Genomic DNA, 22309 nt, shown 5'->3' on the forward strand with positions numbered 1-22309 from the left:
TAGGATCGCGTGGGAGACAAGGGCAGAAGTCTAACGTGGGTACTGCACACAGACCATGTTTGCGCGTATCGCTTGTTGGTTTACAAAAGATCCTGCGGGTCCACGTCGATCGACCAGCGTACACGGCGCCCCTGGGGCAGCTCGGGCAGGGCCTGCTGCCAGTGATCGAGCACGGGGTGCAAAAGCGCGCGCGTTGCTCCGTGCAAGAGCAGCTGGGCGCGATAGCGCCCGGCCCGCCGGGCCATGGGCGCCGGCACCGGGCCCCAGCAGGCCAGTGCCTCGCCCTGAGGCACCAGCCGGGCGGCCTCGGCCAGAAACGCATGCGGCGGGTCGGGCTCATGGGCCTCGGCGCGCAGCAGCGCCAGATGGCCGTAGGGCGGCAGAGCCGTGGCCTCGCGCTCGGCCAGTGCGGCCTCGGCAAAGCCGTCGTAGCCCTGGGTGAGCAAGCGTTGCAACAACGGATGCTCGGGGTTGCGGGTTTGGAGCCAGACCTCGCCGGGGCGCTCGGCGCGGCCGGCCCGGCCGGCGACCTGTGTCACGATCTGGGCCATGTGCTCGGCGGCGCGAAAATCGGCCGAGAACAGCCCGCCGTCGATATCCAGCACGCCGACACAGGTCAGGCGGGCGAAGTCATGGCCCTTGGCCAGCATCTGCGTGCCGACAAGCAGCTGCGTGGTGCCGGCCGCGGCATCGGCGAGCTGGGATTCCAGCCGGCCCTTGCGCGCCATGGCGTCACGATCAAACCGGGCGATCGCCACGTCCGGGAAATGGCTGCGCAGGGCGCCGGCCACGCGCTGGGTGCCGGCGCCCAGGGCCACGAGCGTGGTGCCGTCGCAGGCCTCGCAGCGATCCGGGGCCGCGTGGGCGGCCCCGCAGTGATGACACACCAGCCGTGCGGCCCCGGCGTGGGCTGTCATGGGCGCATCACAGCGCGTGCAGGGCGCGATCCAGCCACAATCGTGACAGGCCAGCGCCGGGGAGAACCCCCGCCGATTGATGAACAGCATCACTTGGTTGCCGGCCTCGATATGCGGGCGGATACGCTCGATCAGCGGTGGCGACAGCCCGCCGGCAAGCGGGCGGCTGCGGATATCGATGATCTTAATCCGCGGCATGGCGGCGCCGGTGGCCCGGCGGGCCAGGCGAACATGTGCAAAGCGTTTCTGGCGGGCGTTATACAGTGTCTCGAGTGCCGGTGTCGCCGAGCCGAAAACGACCGGGATACCGGCATCGTGGGCGCGCTTGGTGGCTACATCGCGGGCGTGATAGCGCAGGCCGTCGCCCTGTTTATACGAGCCGTCGTGCTCTTCGTCGATCACGATCAGCCCCAGCCGCGGCATGGGCGTGAAAATCGCCGAGCGCGTACCGATGACGATATCGGCATCACCCGTGGCCGCGGCCCGCCAGACATCCGCCCGTTCGCCGTCCGAGCGCGCCGAGTGCAACACGCCAATGGCCATATCAAAGCGTGCCCGGATACGCGCGATCAGCTGGGGGGTGAGCCCGATTTCCGGCGCCAGGAACAGACATTGCTGTCCGGCGGCCAGGATATCGGCCATGCGTTGCAGATACAGCTCGGTCTTGCCAGAGCCGGTCACACCCTCGACCAGCGCGGGGGCAAACCCGTTGGTGGTTCGCAGGGCATCCAGTGCGGTTTGCTGATCCTCGGTCAGTGCGAGCGGCGTGCCCGCCTGGCCGTGCTCGAGCCCGCCGGGCAGGTCCACGGTCTCGATCAAGCCACGCTCGGCCAGTGCTTTCAGCGGTCGGGCCGCGGTGGGAAAACGCGCTAGCAGCGTGCCGTGGGCCACGGCCTGACCGGCCTCGGCAAGGGCGGCCAGAATCTCGCGCTGGCGCGGGGCACGGGCCAGATCAGTCGGCGGCGGGCTGTCGGCATCCACGATCTGCCAGCCGCGATGCCGCGAATCGGTATCAGCCTTGTCCGCGCGGCGCAGGGCCACCGGCAAGGCCGTGGCGATCGTCTCGCCGATCGGGTGATGATAATAACGCGCGGTCCAGCGCAGCAGCCGCAGGAGCGGGCCGTCGAAGAGCGGCTCGATGTCCAGACAGCGGGTGATGCGTCGCAGCCGCTTACGCTCGATGGCCGGCTCGGTATCACAGGCCAGTATCACGCCCACCAGCGGCCGCCGGCCGAACTGCAGCAGAACGCGTGCGCCCACGGCGACGGCCACATCCGATGGCACCAGATAATCGAACAGCCCCGGCAACGGGACCGGCACAGCCACACGGATGACACGATCGGGCACCGGGTCCGTCATGGCCTATCCTGTGGATAAGTTGGTGGAAACTTTCTGGAGAAATCGCTCATAGAAGCGAACTAACGGTTAAGAGATTCTGTGTGGGAAAATAAATATCATTTAAAAACAATAGGTTAAGACTCTCTGGCGACGGGCGCAGGGCGCCGGGTCTTGTTGTGCACAACCGCCATTTGATGTGGAAATCTTTATTTTTCCGCCGCGAATCAGTCATTTGAGCGGGGGAGACGGCGGGCGAGAGCGTCGGATGGCAGCCAGCAGCTCGTCGACGACCAACAGACTCAAGCCCCAGAGCAGGGTCTGGCCGGCACAGTGATAACAGGGCAGGTTCAGCGTGACTCCGCGGCGGCGATAGCGGGTGGTTTTCCGGTGCATGGGCTCATCCAGCCAGCCCAGCGTGATCCATTGCCAGCCGGCCACTTCGTGATTGGGCGCCAGTGCCTGGGCCGGCTGGGGCCAGCGATAGACGAACGGGGACAGAATCAGCGGCGCACGGCGGCTGTGATCCAGCGTACGGATATCCGACAGGCGTGTGATGGCGTCTTCGGCTGACAGCGTGAGCCCCAGTTCTTCCCGGGTTTCGCGGATCGCGGCGGTCGAGCCGCTACGGGCATCGCCTGTTTCAAGACGACCGCCGGGAAACCCAAGATGCCCCGACCAGGGATCCCCCACGCGCTTGGCCCGCTCGATGACCAGAACCTGTGCGCCCTGATCGGATTCGCGCAGTACCAGCGCGACCGCCGCGCGCTTGAGCCAGCGCCGCGCCGGATGGCGCCGGGCTCGATGGCCCGACAGGGCCGATATGATCGGAGCGAGTTCATGCATGCCGACAGTCTAGCGCCTGTCGGCGCTCGCCCGGCGCTGAATTGCCTTATGACACCCGGCCACGTTCCTTCTGATAATCCGCAAATAAACGCGAATTCGCGCGAATGAATACAGACATTTCTATCCGCAGATGGACGCAGATGAAACACAGATGGCTGGGTCGATAGCCGACATAGCCGACGCCGCTGCCAACAACGCCTCCGGCAAGAGCGTCTTTTATCTCTCGTGTTTATTGACAGTAATCAGCGTGAACTGACGAGTAACTACCTGTATTCATTCGCGTTCATTCGCGGACGGGTATGTCTTTCATCTCTTGTTTTTATCGGCGGCAATCGGTGTGCATCGGCGGATAACCGTCTGTATTCATTTGCGCTTATTCGCGTCTATTTGCGGATAACTATTTCTTTCAGACACAAAAAAGCCGCCCCGAAGGACGGCTTTTTCAAGCGAGCGAGGCGAGCAGGCTAGATCTGCTTCAACCCGCTCGTCAGGTCAGAACAGACCTGTTTGGCATCGCCGAAGACCATGCGCGTGTTGTCGCCGAAGAACAGCGCGTTCTGGACGCCGGAGAAGCCGGTGCCCTTGCCACGCTTGATCACGTAGACCTCTTGGGCGGCGTCGACGTTCAGGATCGGCATGCCGTAGATCGGGCTGGACTCATCGTCCTTGGCGGCCGGATTGACCACGTCGTTGGCGCCGATGACCAGGGCCGCGTCCGCGGTCGGGAACTCCGGGTTGATCTCGTCGATGTCGTAGATCATGTCGTAGGGCACGCCGGCCTCGGCCAGCAGCACGTTCATATGCCCGGGCATACGCCCGGCCACCGGGTGGATAGCGAACTTGACGTCCACGCCGTGATCCTTCTGCAGCGCCTGCACGAACTCCCAGAGTTTATGCTGGGCCTGGGCCACGGCCAGGCCGTAGCCGGGCACGATGATCAAGGAATCGGCATAGGCCATGGAGGCGGCGGCGTCGAAGCCTTCGACCGATTTCATCTCGCCTTCCGGACCGCTGGCCTCGGCGCCGTCGTCCACGCCGAAACCGGCGAACAGCACGTTGGTGATCGAGCGGTTCATGCCCACAGCCATCAGCCAGGTCAGCAGCGACCCCGCGGCACCGACGACCATACCGGCGATGATCATGGCCGGGTTGTCGATCACATAGCCTTCAAACGCCACGGCCAGGCCGGTGAAGGCGTTGTACATGGAGATGACCACCGGCATGTCGGCGCCGCCGATCGGAATCGTGAGCAGCACGCCGAAGATCAGGCTGGCCAGGAAGAACAGCGTGACCAGTACCGGCGCGCCGTCATCCGAGCCCACGATGGACCAGCCCAGGATCACGATCAGCACGGCGAGCGCGCCATTGATGATCTGTTGGCCCGGCACGCGGAAGCTCTTGTCGAGCTTGCCTTCAAGCTTGGCCCAGGCAATCAGCGAGCCCGAGAACGACACGCCACCGATCAGCGCGCCGACCACGGCCATGATGATCAAGGCAAAGCCGTGCTCGAAGGCCGCGTGCGAGTACATCTCGACCAGGGCGATGGCCGCGGCCGCGCCGCCGCCCATGCCGTTATAGAGCGCGACCATCTGCGGCATGGCGGTCATCTGCACCGTCTTGCCGGTCTTGTAAGCCGCGCCGCCACCGATACCGATGGCGATCAGCATCAACAGGTAATGCCAGAACCCGCCCTCGATGGCCGGGTGGAAGAAGGTGAAGACGACGGCCACGAGCATGCCGATACCGGCGAGCTTGATGCCTTTCTTGGCCGTGCGCGGCGAGCCCATCTGCTTGAGGCCGTAGATGAACAGAACGGCCGCGACGAAATAACTCGCGTTGACGATGAAATCCCAGAAACTCATGTACAGGTTCCCCTAATTCGTTATGTGGTGGCGGCCGTTCAGTCCTTGGAGGACTTGAACATCTCGAGCATGCGCTCGGTCACGACATAGCCGCCGACCGCGTTACCGGCGGCCAGGATCGTGCCGACGAAGCCGATCAGCGTCTCCCAGAAGCCGTCTGCGTTGCCCAGGGCCACCATCGCGCCCACGAGCACGATGCCGTGGACGAAGTTGGAACCCGACATGAGCGGGGTATGCAGGATGGTCGGAACCCGACCGATGATCTCGTAGCCGGTAAAGGCAGCGAGCATGAAGATATAGAGTGCGACAAAGCCGGTAATCATGAGGTTATCTCCCTGGGAATTCGCGGGGCGCTGGCGTGGCGATCAGGCACTTTCCAGTGCTTTCTTGACCGATTCATTGACCAGCTCGCCGTCGCGGGTGAGCACGGACTTGGCTAGGATCTCGTCGTCCCAGTTGAAATCGATCTTGTAGGTCTTTTCGTCGGGCTTGGCCTCGTCTTGGCCGTCTTCTTCGACCACGAACAGCTGGATGAAGTTGAGCAGGTTCTGGGCATACATCTCGCTGGCGTGCTCGGCCAGAAGGGCCGGCACGTTGGAGGGCCCGTGGATGGTCACTGCCCCGTGGCTGACGGTTTCATCGGGCTTTGTCAGCTCGCAGTTACCGCCGCCAGAGGCGCCCAGATCGATCAATACGGCACCGGGCTTCATGCCCTCGACCATGGCCTTGGACACGATCTTGGGCGCCGGCTTGCCGGGCACGGCCGCCGTGGTGATCACGGCATCGGCATCGGCCATGCTCTTGGCCAGCATGTCCTGCTGCTTCTGTTTCTCTTCCGCGGTCAGTTCACGGGCATAGCCGCCGTCGCCTTCGGCCTTCACGCCTTCGGCAACCAAGAACTCGGCGCCCAGGGACTCGACCTGTTCCTTGGTGTCGGTGCGCACGTCATAGCCATAGACCTTGGCGCCCAAGCGTCCGGCCGTGGCGATGGCCTGCAGGCCCGCCACGCCGGCACCGATGACCAGCACCTTGGCCGGGCGGATCGTGCCGGCGGCGGTAGTCAGCATGGGCAGGAAACGCTCGAGCGCGTTGGCCGCCATCAGGGCGGCCTTGTAGCCGGCGGCCGCGGCCTGCGAAGACAGTGCGTCCATGGACTGGGCGCGGGTGATACGCGGGATCAGCTCCATGGCGAAGCAGGTGACCTGCTGTTTTTTCAGTGCTTCGACGACGTCGGGATTGTTGTGGCCCTGCACGAAGCTGACCAGCACCGAGCCCTGTTTCATTTTGGCGATGTCATCGGTGGACGGCGCGTTGACGGCCAGCACGATATCGCGGCCGAACAGTTCCGAGCTGTCGTCGGAAAAGTTCACGTCGTCTTCAAAGGCATCGTCGGGAATCCGGCTGGCGTCCCCGGCGCCCTTGGCGATCAGCAGATCGACGTCGAGCTTGGTGAGTTTCTTGGCCACCTTGGGCACCATGGCGACCCGTTTTTCTCCGGCGGCGGTCTCTCTCGCAACAGAGATCGATACGGTCATAGTTATTCTCGGCGTGATGGTACGAAAAAGCGCCGATACCTTGTTCCGGTCTGTACGTGACAGGCCTGATCCCCCGGCATCGGCGTGTTTCAAGCAACCCCGAGTCTAACCATAATATCCGGACAATAGCGAGCGCGGCCGGTTTGGACGATCAGCCGGCCGTGGGCCGCTGTGGCTGTTCCTCGACGTAGGTACGCGGCACATCAAAGCGGCTATCGGGGAGGGTTTTGTGAGAAATACCCGATAGCGTGCGCTGCTCGCCGGATACGCTGTCGATGAAGCGGATCGGCATGCCGTCGAGGTTTTGATAGGGCAGGCCGATGCCTTCCAGGCCCGTGCCTTCGAGCATTTCCTGGAGCAGGGCGAACATCGATTGCACGGTCTTGTAGCTCGTGCCGGAAAGCCCCAGCGCACCGGCGCTTGCCACGCACATGGTATCGGCGGCCTCGCCGTTGCGAATCACCTGATAGATCTTGCAGGGCACACCGTTGACGGTGTCGCGCGCGCCGGTGGCCTCGAGGCCCACGCGTCCGGTGCCGCCCATGCCGGGGATCTCATCGGCCATGGCCACGCGCGCTGCCGTGCGCTTGCCGTCGGGCAACTGGGACAGGCGCTGTTCCATACGGGCACGCATCTGGTCCATCTGGCTGCGGATGCGCGCCGCACTCGTGCGATCCAGGCGCGTATAGCGGCTCTGGCCGGGCTCGACCGAAAGAATGGCCGGATCATCGGCGCGATAAAGCTGCCACTCGCGGCCTTCGCCGTCGATGCGTATGGCCTCGGGCGTGATCGCGACATCATACGTGCCTGAGGCACCGACATAGGTCAGCGTGGTATCAGCCTGCGCGTTGCCCGCGCCGACAAGCCCGGCCAGTCCGCAGGCCAGCGCCGTGGTCGCGGCCAGCCGCTTGGAAAATCGTGTCATCTGAAAACTCCTTGGTGTATCCGGCATCGGGCGGCGCTGGACGCGGACTCGTATGAAACCTCAACACGCCCTAGACTATGCCGATGCTTCTGATCGATGCCAGTGTCTATATCTTCCGGGCGTTCCATGCCCTGCCGTCGAGTATCAAGGGCCGCGACGGCCAGGCGCTGAACGCACTGCACGGCTACGCCGACTGCCTGCTGCAGCTACTGGCCGATGACGCAGCCCGCCGGTCGGTGGTCGCCTGCTTCGATGAGTCGTTGACCTCGTCGTTTCGTAACGCGCTTTATAGCGATTACAAGGCCACCCGCGAGACGCCACCCGAGGCACTCGTTGCCCAGATTCAGGCATGTCGTGATCTGAGCCAGGCGCTGGGCGTGGCCACGGTCTCGAGTCCGATCTACGAGGCCGACGATCTCATCGGCACGCTGATGCAGGGCCACGAGGGCCCGGTCACGATCGCCAGTTCCGACAAGGATCTGGCCCAGCTGCTGCGCGACGATCACAACGATACGCTCTGGGATTTCGGCCGCGATGTGCGCTACGACCGCCAGGCCATTCAGGCCAAATTCGGCGTGCGCTGCGAGCAGATACCGGATTATCTGGCACTGGTGGGCGACACGGTCGACAATATTCCCGGCGTAGCTGGTATCGGGGCCAAACGGGCCGCGACACTGCTGGCCCGCTGGGCCACGCTTGACGCGCTTCTGGATGATCTCGACGGGCTTGCCGGCGCCGATCTGCGCGGGGCGAAAGGGCTGGCCGAGAAGCTGGCCGCCGGCCAGGCCCAGGCCCGGCTATCCAAACGGCTGGCCACGATCGTCACCGATATTGATCTATCGAGTGCGGCGCGTGTCGTCGAGCGCGGCCCGGTTGACGATCAAGCCCTGGTTGATCTGTGTGAGCGCGTGGGCGCCGGCCGCGGCCTGCGCAAGAAGCTGAGTGTGGCCACGGCTTGAGCGACGAGACGATCAGCCAGGCGCTGGCCGGCATCATCACCACGGCCACCGGCCGGGCGTTCTCGTTGCAGGGCCAGCAGCGCGCGCTGGGCGGTGACGCCAGCCAGGCGAGCGTGCTCACCGGTGACGATGGCCGGCGGTTTTTCGTCAAGCTCGACCACGCCGCGGCCGAGCCCTTGTTGGCCGCCGAGGCCGCCGGCCTGGAAGAGCTGGCCCAGTCGCGCACGATTCGTGTGCCCGCGGTAATCGCGGTCGGCCACACGCAAGGCCGGGCTTATCTCGTGATCGAGCATGTCGGTCTGCGCCGGGCTGATCGCGCCTGTCTGATTCATTTTGGCGAAGCCCTCGCCGAGCTGCACGGCATTGTCGCCCCGCGTCATGGCTGGCACCACGACAACCTGCTGGGGGCGACACACCAATACAACACCCCCCACGGCGACTGGCTGGAGTTCTGGCGTGAAAACCGCCTGGCGGTGATGCTCGACGCGCTGGCCGCCGATGAGCCGGCGCTGGCCCGTGACGGGGATCGTCTGCTTTCGGTGCTGCCCACACTGCTGGCCGGCCATGCGCCGGAGCCCTCATTGCTCCACGGTGATCTCTGGTCCGGCAACATGGCGATGGACGAAACCGGGCGCCCGGTCATCTATGATCCGGCGGTGTATTACGGGGATCGCGAAACCGATCTGGCCATGACCGAGCTGTTCGGCGGGTTCGGCCCGGCCTTCTACGAGGCCTACTGGGCCAGCTGGCCGATGCGCGCCGAATACCGCGAAATCCGCCGCCCGCTGTATCAGCTGTATCATCTGCTCAACCACGCGCGGCTGTTCGGTAGCGGTTACGTCGCGCCCAGCCAGCGCATCATGCGTCAACTTGTGGCCATGGCCTGATATTTGGCGCGGCGGGGGCGGCTGTGTTAACAACACGCCGCACGCAAGTCGCACGACCAGCTCGTGGGCGACGATTTTCTTTGCGATGGGCCCATCATGAGCGATATTCCCGTACTGGACACGCGCCCACCCGCCGGCCTGAGCCCGGGCGGTGTCGCGGCCAAGAAGCTGACCAAGCGCATCCGCCGGCTGACCGGCCAGGCCATTGTGGATTACGACATGATTCGCGACGGCGATCGCGTGATGGTATGTCTGTCCGGCGGCAAGGACAGTTATACCCTGCTGGACACCTTGTTATACCTGCAGCGCGTGGCCCCCATCGACTTCACCATCCGCGCGGTCAATCTGGACCAGAAACAGCCGGGTTTCCCCGAGCATATTCTGCCGAACTATCTGGCCGAGCTCGGCGTGGACTATGAGGTCATCGAGCGCGATACCTATTCGGTCGTGACCGAAAAGATTGCGCCCGGGGCGACCATGTGCGGGCTGTGCTCGCGGCTCAGGCGCGGCATTCTGTATCGCTACGCGCGCGAGCAGGGCTTCAACCGCATCGCCCTGGGGCATCATCGTGATGACATCGTCGAGACCATGTTTCTCAACATGTTTTACGGCGGGCGCATGGCCGCCATGCCGCCCAAGCTGCTCTCCGACGATGGCGATAACGTGGTGATTCGGCCGTTGTCTTACTGTGCTGAGAAAGACATCGAGAAATTCTCGCGTCTGTCACAACACCCGATCATTCCCTGCAACCTGTGTGGCTCACAAGAGAATCTGGCGCGCCAGAACGTCAAGGCCATGCTCGCCGAGTGGGAAACCGCCGATCCGGGGCGCTCGGAGCGCATCTTTCGTTCGATGACGCGCATCGCGCCCTCGCAGATGGCCGATCGTGACCTGTTCGATTTCGCCGGGCTGACCGCAGACTGAATCGCCGGTCGCAATGGTTTAGCCGTGTTTTGATAGCCTGAACCTCAACGCGGTATTTCTTCGATAGCGCTGGGCAATAGCCGGAATCCGAAATGATACGGAGCCCGTAAGCGCATATTTCTTGAAAACCATTCTCAGCCGCCGCATACTTAATGCATGTGTGTACGGTTGTGCACACCAACGATTTTCTAGTGTCTGACGAGGTTCGCCTGCAATGAGCGAAAGACGTTTCCCGGGCAATCAGCACATGGATGACCACTTCGACTGGTGGAACTTCATTCCCATGGGCCTGATGCACCTAAGCCTCATCGGTATTTTCTGGACCGGCTTCACCGTGACCTCGGTCGCGCTGTGCGTGGGTCTATATATCCTCCGTGTGTTCGGTATCACGGGCGGCTATCACCGATATTTCTCCCACCGCGGCTACAAGACCAGCCGTGTATTCCAGTTCGTCATGGCGTTTCTGGGCGCGACCGCGATGCAGAAAGGCCCGCTCTGGTGGTCGGCCAAGCATCGCGAGCATCATCGCGACACCGACGAACCCAATGACGGGCACAGCCCGCGCCAGTACGGTTTCTTCGATGCCCACGTCGGCTGGATCTATCGCGAAGCGCGGTCCAACCCCGACATGGACCTGATGAAGGACTTCTCGAAGTATCCGGAACTGCGCTGGGTCGAACGGCATCAATACATGCCGGGTATCCTGACGGCCATCTTCTGTGGTCTGGTCGGCGGCTGGTCAGGCTTCTTGGTGGGCTTCATGCTCTCCACGATCCTGGTTTATCACGCCACGTTCACGATCAACTCGCTGAACCACATGATCGGTCGTCAGCGTTATTTGACTGGCGACGACTCGCGCAACAACTGGTTCCTGGCGATCCTGTCGCTGGGCGAAGGCTGGCACAACAACCATCACTATTATCCGGCGACTGCACGTAACGGGTTCTTCTGGTGGGAAATCGATGTGACCTATTACATGCTGCTGGGCCTGTCGAAGGTTGGCCTGGTCTGGGATCTGCGTCAGCCGCCCAAGACCATTCTGGCCAATGAGAAAGCGCCCACGCAGAAGATCATCGACAAGTGCGCGGTGTATATCGCCGAGGGTTTCTCGGCCGACCGCATCACCGCCAACCTGCGCACGCGCTGGGAAGGCAGCCACATCATGGATGACCTGCGCGGTCATGCCCGTGACAAGTGGAGTGCTGCCGAGGCTTATGTGGCCGAGCTGGAGCTGCCGGATCTGCCGAGCGCCGACGAGCTCAAGACGCGTGCACAGAAGCAGTTCAAGATCCAGCACGAAGGGCTTGATCGGGCCATCGAGCGGGCACAGGCCATGCTGCGACGCTCGGTCTCCGAGCGCCTGATTGAACAGGCTGCTCGTGACGAGCGCCAAGCGGCTGCCTGATCGACGGCTAGAAAATCCGCTCTAACGAGCGACAAAGCCCGCTCTCTTCGGAGGGCGGGCTTTTTTATGTTCGGAGGCCGCGTTTTCAGCGCGCACCCGCCGATGGGGTCGATTGAAAAGCGCGTAGGGGTAGCGTCGAGACGAGTAGCCTAGCCCGTCGGCTTATAGCCTGTTGCGGCTGCGAGGGCGTTCTCGAAAAATCATCCGCAGATTTCACAGATTAGGGCCCCGGGGGGGCTTTTTGACACGGTGCGCAAATGAGCGCGAATAGACGCCAATTTCACGGATTAAAACCCGGGATGAAAAACCTCCGCCGGTGAGTCATGATGACTCGTGAGCCGTCGCGCCCGTCAGCCAATCTGTGTCATCTGTGCAATCTGCGGATTGTCTTCTTTTTATCTGCTTTCTTATTCGTGTTTATTGGCGTCCATCTACGGACAAAAGAGCGCTGGTGTAGGCCCGAAACGCAGCGCTACAAGAGCCAGCCCGATCAGTCGAGCTTGTCGCGTGCCTTGGCCTGTTCTTCGTCGTCCACTTCTTCGTCTTCGGGATCCTCTTCCAGGTCGCCGCCGCAGTATTTGCAATAGTGGGCGTCGCCCTCGTGGCCACTGCGTTCGCAGTGCGGACACATGATCTTCTGGCGATTATTGCGGATTTCGTTGGTCAGTTCGGCGGTGATCACGCCGGTGGTCACGGCAAGCACCGAGTAGCCGATCAGAATAGCGATGCCGGCAATGGTCTGGCCGACCGGCGTAGCCGGGGATATATCGCCGTAGCCAACGGTCGTGATGGTGACAATGGCCCAGTAGATCGAGCGGGGAATGCTCGTGAATCCCGTGGCCGGGCCCTCGACCACGTACATGACGGCGCCCAGAACGGTCACGAACAGCGCCAGCGCGCCGAGAAAGATCTGCAGCTTGCGCTGGGCCTGTCGCAGCGAGCGTTGCAGCAGCTGCAGATCGTTGGCGTATTCCACGAGCTTGAGTACGCGAAAGATACGCATGATGCGCAGCACGCGAATAGCGATGAAGAAATGCGAGCTGGGCACGACGAGTGCGATATACATCGGTAGGATCGAGGCCAGATCAACCAGGCCATAGAAACTGCGGATATAGGCCAGCCGACGCCGCGCGGCATAGATACGCACGACGTATTCAACGGTGAAAAGGCCCGTGAAGACCCACTCGAGAATGTTGAGCAGGCCGCCGATCTGATCTCGAATCGCGGCGACCGAGAGCAGCATCAGGTTGACGACGCTGGCCACGATCACGACCAGCAGAATGACGTCGAACGTCCAGCCGCCGCGCGTGTCGGTGCCGAAGATGATGCGCCACAGTTCCTGGCGCAGCCCGCTCATCTCGTTTTTATCGTTCATCCCGACCGATCTGGCGTAAGGTCATGTCTCAGGGTAAACGATACGACGCCGGGCAGTGGCAGGCGTGACTGCTGCCAGGCGGCGGCGGTCAGTGCATCAAAGATTGCTCGGGTCACCCGTGCCGGGGCCGCGATTGGCAAGCACGCGTCGGGACTGCCAGTAGTGATGCCGCCAATAGACGTTGTCCAGGCGCGAGATCGTCACGCCGGCGCTGCTCGAGGCGTGCATGAAGCGCCCCTGGCCCATATAGATGCCCACGTGTCGCGACAGATGCCCGGTCTTGAAGAAGACGAGATCCCCGGTGCGCAGATCGGTCTTGGGTACCGATAGCCCGATGCGGGCCTGTTGCACGGTGGTCCGTGGCAGCTCGAAGGATTCCACCTGGTCGAGGGTCTGTTGAACAAAGCTCGAGCAGTCCACGCCGTGCTTGGACTCGCCGCCGTAGCGATAGGGCGTGCCGGCCCAGCTGTCATACACGCCGTGGAGTGCAGCGCGCAGCTTGTCGCGCGCGGCGGCCAGCCCGCTCGCGCCGGCCTCGAGCCAGGACTGCTCGTCATCGGCCGAAGCTGTCTGGCGTTGATGCCCGCCGCCTGCGCCGGCGGCATCCGGCCCGCCGCCAACACGTGCCGTACCGGCACAGCCGGAAACCAGCAGCGTGATCAGACACATCATCAACAGGTGCTGTCGATAGGCCATGTGTGAGCGCGAGATAACGCGCGCCGTCGAAATCAAAAGCGTATTCGCCACGATGCAGGTGCCCCGCCCGGTCGTATTGATAGTGTTCCTGCCTGCCCACTCGCCCGGTCATGGGTGGTGAGTGGGTTGATACCGCCTGCGGATTGGCAAATAGCCCTCTGCCAACCCGCCGCTAACCGATCATACCCTGCGGGTGCGGGCCAAATGTTCGTGGATCAACCACGACACGGTGCCCAACGGCCACGAAAAGATGATCGACGATGCGCGCATGGCGCTCGCACGCCGGTTCAACAGGGCCTAAGATAGTGTGATGACGAGCGCTTTGAAAACCCCTGCGGCCGAAAACACGGCGTTGACCCTGGCCGCGGTGGATCTCGGCTCCAACAGTTTTCATATGATCGTGGTGCAGGTCGAGGGCGGCCAGCAACGCATCGTGGATCGGCTGAAAGAGTCCGTGCGCCTGGCCGGGGGGCTGAATCCCGACGGCTCGTTGGATAGCGCGACCCGCGAGCGGGCGCTGGCCTGTCTATCACGGTTCGGCCAGCGGCTGGCCCAGCTGCCGGCCCTCCAGGTGCGCGTGGTGGGTACCAACACGCTGCGCCAGGCCCGCCAGGCTGCGGACTTCCTGGCTCAGGCAGAGGCCGCTCTCGGTCATCCCATCGAGATCATCTACGGCGCCGAAGAGGCCCGCCTGATCTACGCTGGCGTCTGTGAAGATCTGGGTGATACCCACGAGCAGCGTCTGGTTGTGGATATCGGCGGGGGGTCGACCGAGCTGGTGATCGGCCAGGGCCATCACACACGACACGTCGAAAGCGTGGCCCTCGGGGCCGTGACCTTCACGCGCGAGTTCTTCGGCGACGGCAAGATCAGCAAATCACGCTGGCAGGCCGCGGTCATGGCTGCACGCGTGGTTCTCGAGCCTTTGGCCTATACCTATCGCCAGGCCGGCTGGACGCACGCCATCGGTGCCTCGGGCAGTATCAAATCCATCCTGCGGGCCACCGGCGTGGAGGATCCCATGGGCGTGATCACGCCCGACGCACTCAAGGATCTGGCGCGCCAGGTTCGAAAGACCGGCCAGATCCAGAAGCTGTCACTGCCCGGGCTGGCCGATGACCGCCAGGCGATCTTCGCCGGCGGCCTGGCGGTTCTGGTGGCGGTCTTCGAAAGCCTGGGCGTTGAGCGCATGAGCGTGTCGGACAAGGCCCTGCGCGAAGGGGTGATCAGCGATCTGCTGGACCGCCTGGCCGCGCATGATTCACGCGACGACGGCGTGGAAGAGGCCGCCGAGCGTTTCCATGTGGATATGGCCCACGGCATGCGGGTCGCGGCGACCGCCGAGCGGCTGTGGGCCAGCGACCGCCCGGAGAACGCCGCCGATGAAAGCGCGGCCGACCACGCCATGCGCCAGACCCTGGGCTGGGCCGGCATGCTGCACGAGATCGGCCTGGCGATCGCGCATCGCGGCTACCACAAGCACGGGGCCTATCTGCTGGCACACGCTGATCTGCGCGGGTTTTCACAGGCGGATCAGCATCGCCTGTCGTTGCTTGTGCGCCTGCATCGAGGCCGGCTGCGCACCGAATTGCTGGACGATGTGCCCGAGCTTTGGCGGGCCCGCCTGCTACGGGCCGCGCTCATGCTGCGCCTGGCGGTGATTTTGCACCGGGCGCGTAATCCCGCCAATCGGCCACAGGCGCGGGTCGCGATAGCGCAATCACGTATCGTGCTCACGCTCGATGCCGAGTGGCTTGCCGATCGACCGTTGGCCCGTGCCGATCTGGATGCCGAAGTCGCGCGCCTGGCCAAGGCCGGCTTTGAGCTGTCGGTCGAGACATTCGCCGAGGCCGAGCCGCCCGAGACGACAGGCTAGCGCGGCCCGCGGCGGCCCGACTGATGCCTCGGGTCAGCGCGTGTGGCCGGTATTGAACTCGCGCACGGCGGCAAAGCTGATGTCCGGCCAGCGTTCTTCGGTGAGCTGGAGTTTCACGCGCGAGGGGGCCAGATAGACCAGGGCGCCGGCGTGATCCTCGGCGATGCCGGTATCCATCTTGTTGCGAAACCGATCGATCTCGCGTGGTTCGCCGTAGATCCAGCGGGCGGTGAAGACCTCGATGCCTTCGAAGCCGGCATTCACGTTGTATTCCGTGCGCAGGCGTTCGGCCACCACGTCGAACTGGAGCGTGCCGACCGCGCCCAGAATCACGTCGTTGTTATGCAGCGGGCGAAAGACCTGCGTCGCGCCTTCTTCGCACAGCTGGTCAAGGCCCTTGTGCAGCGCCTTGGCCTTGAGCGGGTCACGCAGCACCACGCGCTGGAACAGTTCGGGCGCGAAATTCGGGATACCGGTGAAGGCCAGCTCCTCGCCCTCGGAAAAACAATCGCCGATGGCGATCGTGCCGTGGTTGTGGATGCCGATGATATCGCCCGGCCAGGCGGTGTCGGCGTGCTCGCGCCGATTGGCCATGAAGGTGATGGCATCACCCACGCGGATATCCTTGCCCGCGCGCAGATGGCGCATCTTCATGCCTTTCTGATAATGCCCGGAGCAGATCCGCATGAAGGCGATACGGTCGCGATGCTGTGGATCCATGTTGGCCTGGATCTTGAACACGAAGCCGGATAACGGTTTTTCGGTCGGCGTGACCTCGCGCGAGACGGTCTCGTGCGCCTGTGGGGCCGGGGCCCATTCCACGAACGAATCCAGCAGGGGCCGGATGCCGAAATTATTGACCGCCGAGCCAAAGAACACGGGGGTGACTTCGCCGGCCCGATAGCGTTCCAGGTCGAAGCCAGAGCCGGCCTCGCGCACCAGCTCGATCTCCTCGAGCAGATCGTCGTAGTAATCGCCGGCGATCTCTTTCAGGCGATCATCCGCCAGCCCGTCGAGCGTGATCGTGCGCCCGCCGGCCTCGTTGTCGCTGCCTTCGTAGAGATGCACCTTGTCTTCGAGCAGGTGATACACGCCCTTGAACGCCCGGCCCATGCCGATCGGCCAAGTGATCGGCGCGCACTCGATCTTCAGGATATCCTCGATCTCGTCGAGCACCTCGATCGGCGGGCGCCCGTCGCGGTCCATCTTGTTGATGAAGGTGAAGATCGGCGTGGTACGCAGCCGACAGACCTCCATCAGTTTGATGGTCCGGGGCTCCACACCCCGGGCGATATCGATGACCATCAGGGCCGAGTCGACGGCTGTCAGCGTGCGGTATGTGTCTTCGGAGAAGTCTTCGTGGCCCGGTGTGTCCAGCAGGTTGACGATGCGCTCGTTGTAAGGGAACTGCATCACCGACGTGGTCACCGAAATACCACGCGATTGCTCCATGGCCATCCAGTCGGAGGTGGCGTGCCGTGAGGCCTTGCGGCCCTTGACCGTGCCAGCCAGCTGGATCGCACCGCCGAACAGCAGCAGCTTTTCTGTCAGCGTGGTTTTGCCGGCGTCCGGATGAGAAATGATGGCGAACGTGCGGCGCAGATCGGCTTCCTGCGCAGTCGCGGCATCGGCAACCGCTTCGGGCTGATTCATTTGAAACTCCGTAGATACGACCGGTCGATCGTATCTATCTGACTGGACTCGGTTTAATAAATGTATAGTGCAGTGCTATATGCAATACAGGCAGAAACAATTAGCGGATTAAAAACGATCCGACTATAGTCTTAATCGAACGCAACGGAGCAATTCCGTTGCTACAGCAGAACCGGTGTTCCCCCTTCACCGACTCTGCGGATGCAGCCGCCTCTTACCCGAGTCCGGTGGCTGCTTCCTCCGTGTCGTCCGCCCCCTGGCGGCACGGTTAAGCTGGCCCGGGTCGGATGCCCTCCCGATCCGGGCCTCTTTTTGTCTGGTCTCAGCGAATCTCGAACGGCTGCTGCAATACCGTTTGTGTATCTGCAACGCCTGTTTCGGCGATTTCGCGCACCACCGCACCGGCTGGCCCGTGTCCCAGCCAGCGAGCCAGCGTATCGAGTGCCTCTGCCGGGCCGGCGGCCGTGACCTCGACATCGCCGTCCGGGCGGTTGGCGACCCAGCCCGCCAGATCCAGGCGTCGCGCCTCGGCCTGTGTCGCGGCCCGAAAGCCCACGCCCTGAACGGTGCCCGTGACACGGAAATAGCGGGTTTCGGACATGCTTAAAGGCGTATACTCAGGGCGAGCCGTGAATTATACATGCTCGGAGGCACGCGCATGTGGCAGGAATTGACCCAGGTCTTTACATCGAGCCGGTCCGAGAACGTGCCCGGCACGCGTCGGGCACGTCAGACCCATCTGCAATTCAGATTGCCCAACCCGTACGGCGGCAAGCCGTGGGTCACGGCCACGCTGGCGCTATCCAGCACGCCGGCGACCCAGGGCGATACGGTGCGTGTCCGCGCCCATATCGATAGCTGTTTTCACGCGCCGGCGGCCCCGGCCGATCGCACGGCACTGGCGCACGATTCAGGTAAAGACAGCGGCGGACGTCGTCGGGCGCTGGCGCGTCACGGCAAGACCCTGGCGGCCAACGCGGCCCGCCGCGGGTTGGAGTACGTGCCGCGCCCGATCATGCGGCGCCTGGCCGAGCAGCGCCACCAGCGCTGGCTGGATATGCAGATCAGTACCGCGCCGCTGGATGCGGGCGCGGCCGCGCTCATGCCGGCCGCGCTCAAGGCGCGCTACGGTGATGCCTTGCCACGGCTCATTCAGGGCGCGCCCCGTGTGGGGATCTGGTCCGGGCCGGCCGGCGGGGCGCTGGGCGGTGTCGCACGCTTGGCAATGGTGCAGTTTGACGACCGTGACCTGGCACCGGGCACGGACAAGCCACGCGACGAGCGGTTCAGTCTGAACCTGACGATCGGCGAGCTCATCGAGCCGGTTAGCGCGCACGCCGACGACGATCTCGACTGAGCGGGTGCCGGGCATAGGTCATCGCAGCCGCCGCGTGTGGCTGTTGCTCGTGCTGGCCGGACTGGGCCTAAGCGCGGCGACGGCCGCGCCGATCCCGGGTAATGCTGATCATGGGCAGGTGCTGTTCGAGACCTGTCGTGGCTGTCATGCCATCGACGGTTATCGCAACGCCTATCCGAATTATCCGGTGCCGCGGGTTGCCGGCCAGCAGCCGGACTATATCGTGGATGCCTTGAAAGCCTATCGCGCGGGCAAGCGCAATCACCCGACGATGCAGGCGCAGGCGGCGAGCCTGTCGGATCAGGACATGGCCGATATCGCGGCCTATCTGGCCGGCCACGGACACACACAATGACGGCGCGGCGGCCTGCGACATTGGCTTTATTGCTGCTTGGCCTGCTTGGCGCCTGCAGCTCGGACAATACGCCCGACGTCGACGGCCAGGCGCTGGCCGGTCGACGTGCGGCGTGTGCGGCCTGTCACGGCAAGACCGGTATCGCCCAGGCGCCGAATTTCCCGACGATCGCCGGCCAGCCGACCGAGTATCTGGTGCAGGCGATGACCGCTTATCGCGAGGGCCGTCGTGACAACGCGATCATGAACGGCCAGATGCGCGGCTTTACCGACGCCGAGATTCAGGCACTGGCCATCTATTATCACCAACAATCGTCGCCGCTGGCGCGCATGCCCGAACATGCTGGCGCCCGAGTGGACAACGACCAGGGAGTAACACAATGACGAACTTCACGATTTATATGCTGGGTGTGATCGTCGCCATCGGCGCGATGGGCTACGGCGCGTTTGCGCTCGGGGTCGACCCGATGTGGATCGGCATCGGCGTGGCCGTACTGTTCGGCCTGGGATTGATGGGCGCGGCCCGCAAGGCGGGCATCGGCCGCGATAACCCGGATAACGCCCGCGGGCCGAACAACACCGAGCGTCGGCGCTAGTCAGGGCTTAGTCCTGGCGCTGATAGCCGAGCTTGGCCAGCAGCCCGTCGAATTCGTCGAGGTCGTGAAAAGCGATTCGTAGTTCGCCCTTGCGGGTATCGGGCATGAAACGGATCGATACCGTATTGCCCAGGTGTTCGGCCAGTGCGCGTTCCATCGCGCCCAGATCGGCGCCGGTGTCGGTATCCGGGGCCGGCGGGCCGGCTGCCTCGGGCGTGTCGTCCTTGGCCCACTGCTCGAGTTGACGCACGGAGGCGCCGGCTTTGGCCGCCCGCTGCGCCAGCTCGATCTGGCGCAGCGGGGCCAGCCCGGCCAGAACCTTGGCATGCCCGAGCGATAGCCGGTGTGCATCCAGCAGACTCTGCACGCTGGGCGCCAGCTGGCGCAGCCGCAGGTAGTTGGTGACATACACGCGCGATTTGCCGATGCGCTGGGCGATGGCTTCGTGCGTCAGGCCGTGGGCGCCCCCCAGGCGCGCCAGGCCGTTGGCGGTGTCCATCACGCCCAGCGATTCGCGTTGCAGGTTTTCGATCAATCCGAGAACGCCGGCATCCGCGGGCGACAGATCGTTTCGCACGATCGCCGGCAGCTCGGCCAGGCCCGCACGCTGGGCCGCGCGCCAGCGACGCTCGCCGGCGATCAGCGTATAACCCTGGGTTTCGTCGCCGCTCACCACCACCGGCTGGACAACGCCGGCCGTGGCGATCGAGTCGGCCAGTTCGGCCAGGCTCGCCGCGTCGAAGTGCGTACGCGCCTGGTCACGATCGCGCTTGATCCACTCGATGGGCAGGGCGACGATTGTGTTTGTCGTGGTGTTTGCCGCGCTGTCCGCCGCGGCCCCGGTCGCGCGGGGCATTTTGGCATTTTCAGTGGTCATCAACAGGCGTTTGCCCCGTGCTAAACTCGATCTACGTCGGTGCGAGTGTAAACATTCGTGCTTGATCGAGGTTCGGCCCGAGCCGGGGGAGGATCAAGTCCTGACTATGCGTACCCGCAGATATCTCAAATCACGGCTGGTGCCGCGTGACGTCGAAGCGATCGTCGACGGCCTGCGGCTCGGCCATACCGGCTCGACTGGCTATGACCCCTGGGGGCTGAACCCCGACACCACAAAGATGACCTTCACCGTGGTGCGCTGGCTCTACGAGCGTTATTTCCGGGTCGTGGCCCACGGGCTGGACAACGTACCCGCAAGCGGGCGTGTCCTGTTGGTGGGCAACCACGGCGGCCAGCTGCCGCTGGACGGTGTGCTGGTCTCCTATGCCGTGGCCAGCCGCGGATCGGGCGCGCGCCTGCCGCGCTCGATGATCGAGCGCTGGTTTCCCTCGGTGCCGTTTCTGGGTAATTGGATGAGCTCGGTCGGCGGCGTGATCGGTGACCCGAAGAACTGCGCCAAGATGCTTGAGCGCGACGAGGCGCTGGTGGTGTTTCCCGAAGGCATTCGTGGCTCGGGCAAGCCGTATCGGCTGCGCTATCAGCTCCAGCGGTTCGGCCACGGCTTCATGCATCTGGCCATGGAGCACGACACGCCGATCGTGCCGGTCGGTATCGTCGGCTGTGAAGAGACCATGCCATCGCTGGGCAACATGCGCCCGCTGGCCCGGATGCTGGGCCTGCCGTATCTACCGCTCGCGCTGCCGGCGGTGTTGCCGGCGCGGGTGGTGCTGAATTTCGGCGCGCCCCTGTATTTCGGCGGTGAGCCCGGTAGCGAGGCCGAGGTCGCGCAGCGGGTCGAGACGGTCAAGGACGCCATCCGCGATCTGATCGACCAGGGCATCGCCCAACGACGGGATTTGATCTGATGACAGCCGCCACAGCGCACGCGATGCCCCGCACTCGGTCGGACGGTATCGGCCACGGCAGCCGTGGCAAGGTCATGGTCACCGGCGCGGCCGGGGCGCTGGCCCAGCACGTCATCGCCGATCTGGTCGAGGCCGATTACGAGGTGGTGGGCATCGAATTCCGCGGCCTGGGCGATGATTATCCCGATACGGTCGATTATGTCGTGGATTTCAATCAGCGCCCGTTCGAGGATGTCTTTCGCGAGCACGATTTCGTGGGCATCGTGCATCTGGGGCGTATCCGGTTCACCCAGTCCACTCGCGGCCGGCGGTACTCGGCTAACGTCGTGGGCACATCGCGCCTGCTGCGTCTGGCGCGCAAGTACGGCGTGACCAAGGTCCTCGCACTATCGACCTACCATGTCTACGGCGCGGATCCGGCCAATCCCAGCCTGATCGACGAGGAGTATCCGATGCGCGCGGCCAACCTCATGCCCGAGGTGGTCGATGCGGTCGAGCTGGAGAACCTGTTTAATATCCAGCTCTATAAACACCCCGAGCTGAATATCGTGATCCTGCGGCCGTGCAATATCGCCGGCCCCGGCATCAACAACGAGATCAGTCGCATGCTGGCTCAGCGTGTCGCCCCGTGCCTGGTCGGCTTTTCCCCGCTGATGCAGTTCATCCACGTGGCCGATATGTCGCGCGCGGTGTGCATGGCATTCGAGCAAAACCATCCCGGCGTATATAATGTTGCGCCGAATGATTATGTAACCTATCAGGACGCGCTGGTCGCGGCCGGCTGTCGTCGTCTGTTTCTGCCCTCGGTGCCGCCAGGGCTTGCCAGACGATCGATGCGTGCGCTGGGTCGTCTGGCGCCGCCGGCCTATCTGGTCGATTTCTTCAAGTACGCGGTCATCGTGGATGGTTCCCTATTTGCGCGTACCTTCGATTTCCAGCCGAATTATGCGCTGGAGAGTCTGTTCGCGGACTACCGCGCCCGTAAATAAGAACCCGTTTGTGGGC

Annotated in this window: 22 protein-coding genes; 11 read left to right on the plus strand and 11 right to left on the minus strand. The window is 63.7% G+C overall.

Annotation, left to right across the window (positions count from 1 at the left end; all coding sequences use genetic code 11):
* Positions 1-80 precede the first annotated feature (80 nt).
* The 6 genes from SAJA_RS03980 to SAJA_RS04005 all read right to left on the minus strand — a co-directional run bounded on the left by SAJA_RS03980 (position 81) and on the right by SAJA_RS04005 (position 7420).
* On the minus strand, positions 81-2276 hold the full coding sequence (locus tag SAJA_RS03980; RefSeq protein ID WP_123657370.1) for a primosomal protein N': 2196 nt from the start codon (positions 2274-2276) through the stop codon (positions 81-83).
* A 207-nt stretch (positions 2277-2483) separates the two neighbouring features.
* On the minus strand, positions 2484-3098 hold the full coding sequence (locus tag SAJA_RS03985) for an NUDIX hydrolase (RefSeq protein ID WP_123657371.1): 615 nt from the start codon (positions 3096-3098) through the stop codon (positions 2484-2486).
* Positions 3099-3562: 464 nt separating this feature from the next.
* Positions 3563-4960 (minus strand): NAD(P)(+) transhydrogenase (Re/Si-specific) subunit beta, encoded by a 1398-nt coding sequence (locus tag SAJA_RS03990; RefSeq protein ID WP_123657372.1) that lies wholly within the window; start codon positions 4958-4960, stop codon positions 3563-3565.
* A gap of 38 nt (positions 4961-4998) precedes the next feature.
* Positions 4999-5283, minus strand: a complete 285-nt coding sequence (locus SAJA_RS03995; protein ID WP_037339012.1) for an NAD(P) transhydrogenase subunit alpha part 2 — start codon at positions 5281-5283, stop codon at positions 4999-5001.
* A 42-nt stretch (positions 5284-5325) separates the two neighbouring features.
* Positions 5326-6495 carry an NAD(P) transhydrogenase subunit alpha gene (locus SAJA_RS04000; RefSeq protein WP_123657373.1) on the minus strand — a complete coding sequence of 390 codons (1170 nt, stop codon included), beginning with the start codon at positions 6493-6495 and terminating at the stop codon, positions 5326-5328.
* 151 nt (positions 6496-6646) lie between these two features.
* On the minus strand, positions 6647-7420 hold the full coding sequence (locus tag SAJA_RS04005; RefSeq protein WP_184999736.1) for a DUF4412 domain-containing protein: 774 nt from the start codon (positions 7418-7420) through the stop codon (positions 6647-6649).
* A gap of 77 nt (positions 7421-7497) precedes the next feature.
* On the opposite strand from SAJA_RS04005, the gene SAJA_RS04010 reads away from it, so the two are divergent.
* The 4 genes from SAJA_RS04010 to SAJA_RS04025 all read left to right on the plus strand — a co-directional run bounded on the left by SAJA_RS04010 (position 7498) and on the right by SAJA_RS04025 (position 11595).
* Positions 7498-8379 (plus strand): 5'-3' exonuclease, encoded by an 882-nt coding sequence (locus SAJA_RS04010; protein WP_123657375.1) that lies wholly within the window; start codon positions 7498-7500, stop codon positions 8377-8379.
* Positions 8376-9266, plus strand: coding sequence for a fructosamine kinase family protein (locus SAJA_RS04015; RefSeq protein ID WP_221180115.1), 891 nt, complete (start codon positions 8376-8378; stop codon positions 9264-9266). The genes SAJA_RS04010 and SAJA_RS04015 overlap by 4 nt, the downstream gene beginning before the upstream one ends.
* A 96-nt stretch (positions 9267-9362) precedes the next feature.
* Positions 9363-10190 carry a tRNA 2-thiocytidine(32) synthetase TtcA gene (gene ttcA, locus SAJA_RS04020; RefSeq protein WP_123657376.1) on the plus strand — a complete coding sequence of 276 codons (828 nt, stop codon included), beginning with the start codon at positions 9363-9365 and terminating at the stop codon, positions 10188-10190.
* A gap of 214 nt (positions 10191-10404) precedes the next feature.
* Positions 10405-11595 (plus strand): acyl-CoA desaturase, encoded by a 1191-nt coding sequence (locus tag SAJA_RS04025; protein ID WP_245963221.1) that lies wholly within the window; start codon positions 10405-10407, stop codon positions 11593-11595.
* Positions 11596-12085: 490 nt separating this feature from the next.
* Here the strand turns inward: SAJA_RS04025 and SAJA_RS04030 are convergent, their stop codons facing one another.
* Entirely contained in the window at positions 12086-12970 is an 885-nt protein-coding gene (locus SAJA_RS04030; protein WP_245963222.1) for an ion transporter, read from the minus strand.
* Between the two features lie 96 nt (positions 12971-13066).
* Entirely contained in the window at positions 13067-13666 is a 600-nt protein-coding gene (locus tag SAJA_RS04035; RefSeq protein ID WP_221180116.1) for an NlpC/P60 family protein, read from the minus strand.
* 322 nt (positions 13667-13988) lie between these two features.
* Here SAJA_RS04035 and SAJA_RS04040 point away from each other — a divergent pair, with 322 nt between their 5' ends.
* Positions 13989-15542 (plus strand): Ppx/GppA phosphatase family protein, encoded by a 1554-nt coding sequence (locus SAJA_RS04040; protein WP_221180117.1) that lies wholly within the window; start codon positions 13989-13991, stop codon positions 15540-15542.
* Positions 15543-15575: 33 nt separating this feature from the next.
* Here the strand turns inward: SAJA_RS04040 and SAJA_RS04045 are convergent, their stop codons facing one another.
* Positions 15576-17195 (minus strand): peptide chain release factor 3, encoded by a 1620-nt coding sequence (locus SAJA_RS04045; RefSeq protein WP_123657378.1) that lies wholly within the window; start codon positions 17193-17195, stop codon positions 15576-15578.
* Between the two features lie 322 nt (positions 17196-17517).
* Complete coding sequence (locus SAJA_RS04050; protein ID WP_123657379.1) at positions 17518-17796, minus strand: acylphosphatase; 279 nt, start codon at positions 17794-17796, stop codon at positions 17518-17520.
* A 57-nt stretch (positions 17797-17853) separates the two neighbouring features.
* On the opposite strand from SAJA_RS04050, the gene SAJA_RS04055 reads away from it, so the two are divergent.
* The 4 genes from SAJA_RS04055 to SAJA_RS04070 are packed head-to-tail and all read left to right on the plus strand — an operon-like array spanning position 17854 to position 19502.
* Positions 17854-18552, plus strand: coding sequence for a hypothetical protein (locus SAJA_RS04055; RefSeq protein WP_123657380.1), 699 nt, complete (start codon positions 17854-17856; stop codon positions 18550-18552).
* 4 nt (positions 18553-18556) lie between these two features.
* Complete coding sequence (locus SAJA_RS04060; protein WP_245963223.1) at positions 18557-18907, plus strand: c-type cytochrome; 351 nt, start codon at positions 18557-18559, stop codon at positions 18905-18907.
* Entirely contained in the window at positions 18904-19290 is a 387-nt protein-coding gene (locus tag SAJA_RS04065) for a c-type cytochrome (RefSeq protein ID WP_123657381.1), read from the plus strand. Before SAJA_RS04060 ends, SAJA_RS04065 begins: the two co-directional genes overlap by 4 nt.
* The gene (locus SAJA_RS04070; RefSeq protein WP_123657382.1) at positions 19287-19502 is read left to right on the plus strand and encodes a hypothetical protein; all 216 of its coding nucleotides are present in this window, start codon (positions 19287-19289) and stop codon (positions 19500-19502) included. The genes SAJA_RS04065 and SAJA_RS04070 overlap by 4 nt, the downstream gene beginning before the upstream one ends.
* A 7-nt stretch (positions 19503-19509) precedes the next feature.
* Here SAJA_RS04070 and SAJA_RS04075 read toward each other — a convergent pair whose 3' ends face one another.
* A complete protein-coding gene (locus tag SAJA_RS04075) occupies positions 19510-20379 on the minus strand; it encodes a ParB/RepB/Spo0J family partition protein (protein ID WP_221180118.1) in 870 nt (289 codons plus the stop codon).
* Between the two features lie 106 nt (positions 20380-20485).
* Between SAJA_RS04075 and SAJA_RS04080 the strand changes: the two genes are divergently transcribed.
* Together SAJA_RS04080 and SAJA_RS04085 are read left to right on the plus strand one after the other, a co-directional pair.
* Complete coding sequence (locus SAJA_RS04080; RefSeq protein WP_123657383.1) at positions 20486-21304, plus strand: lysophospholipid acyltransferase family protein; 819 nt, start codon at positions 20486-20488, stop codon at positions 21302-21304.
* Positions 21305-21327: 23 nt separating this feature from the next.
* Entirely contained in the window at positions 21328-22293 is a 966-nt protein-coding gene (locus SAJA_RS04085; RefSeq protein WP_184999737.1) for an NAD-dependent epimerase/dehydratase family protein, read from the plus strand.
* Positions 22294-22309 lie beyond the last annotated feature (16 nt).

This window comes from Salinisphaera japonica YTM-1 (genome assembly GCF_003788585.1).
Classification (GTDB): Bacteria; Pseudomonadota; Gammaproteobacteria; order Nevskiales; family Salinisphaeraceae; genus Salinisphaera; species Salinisphaera japonica.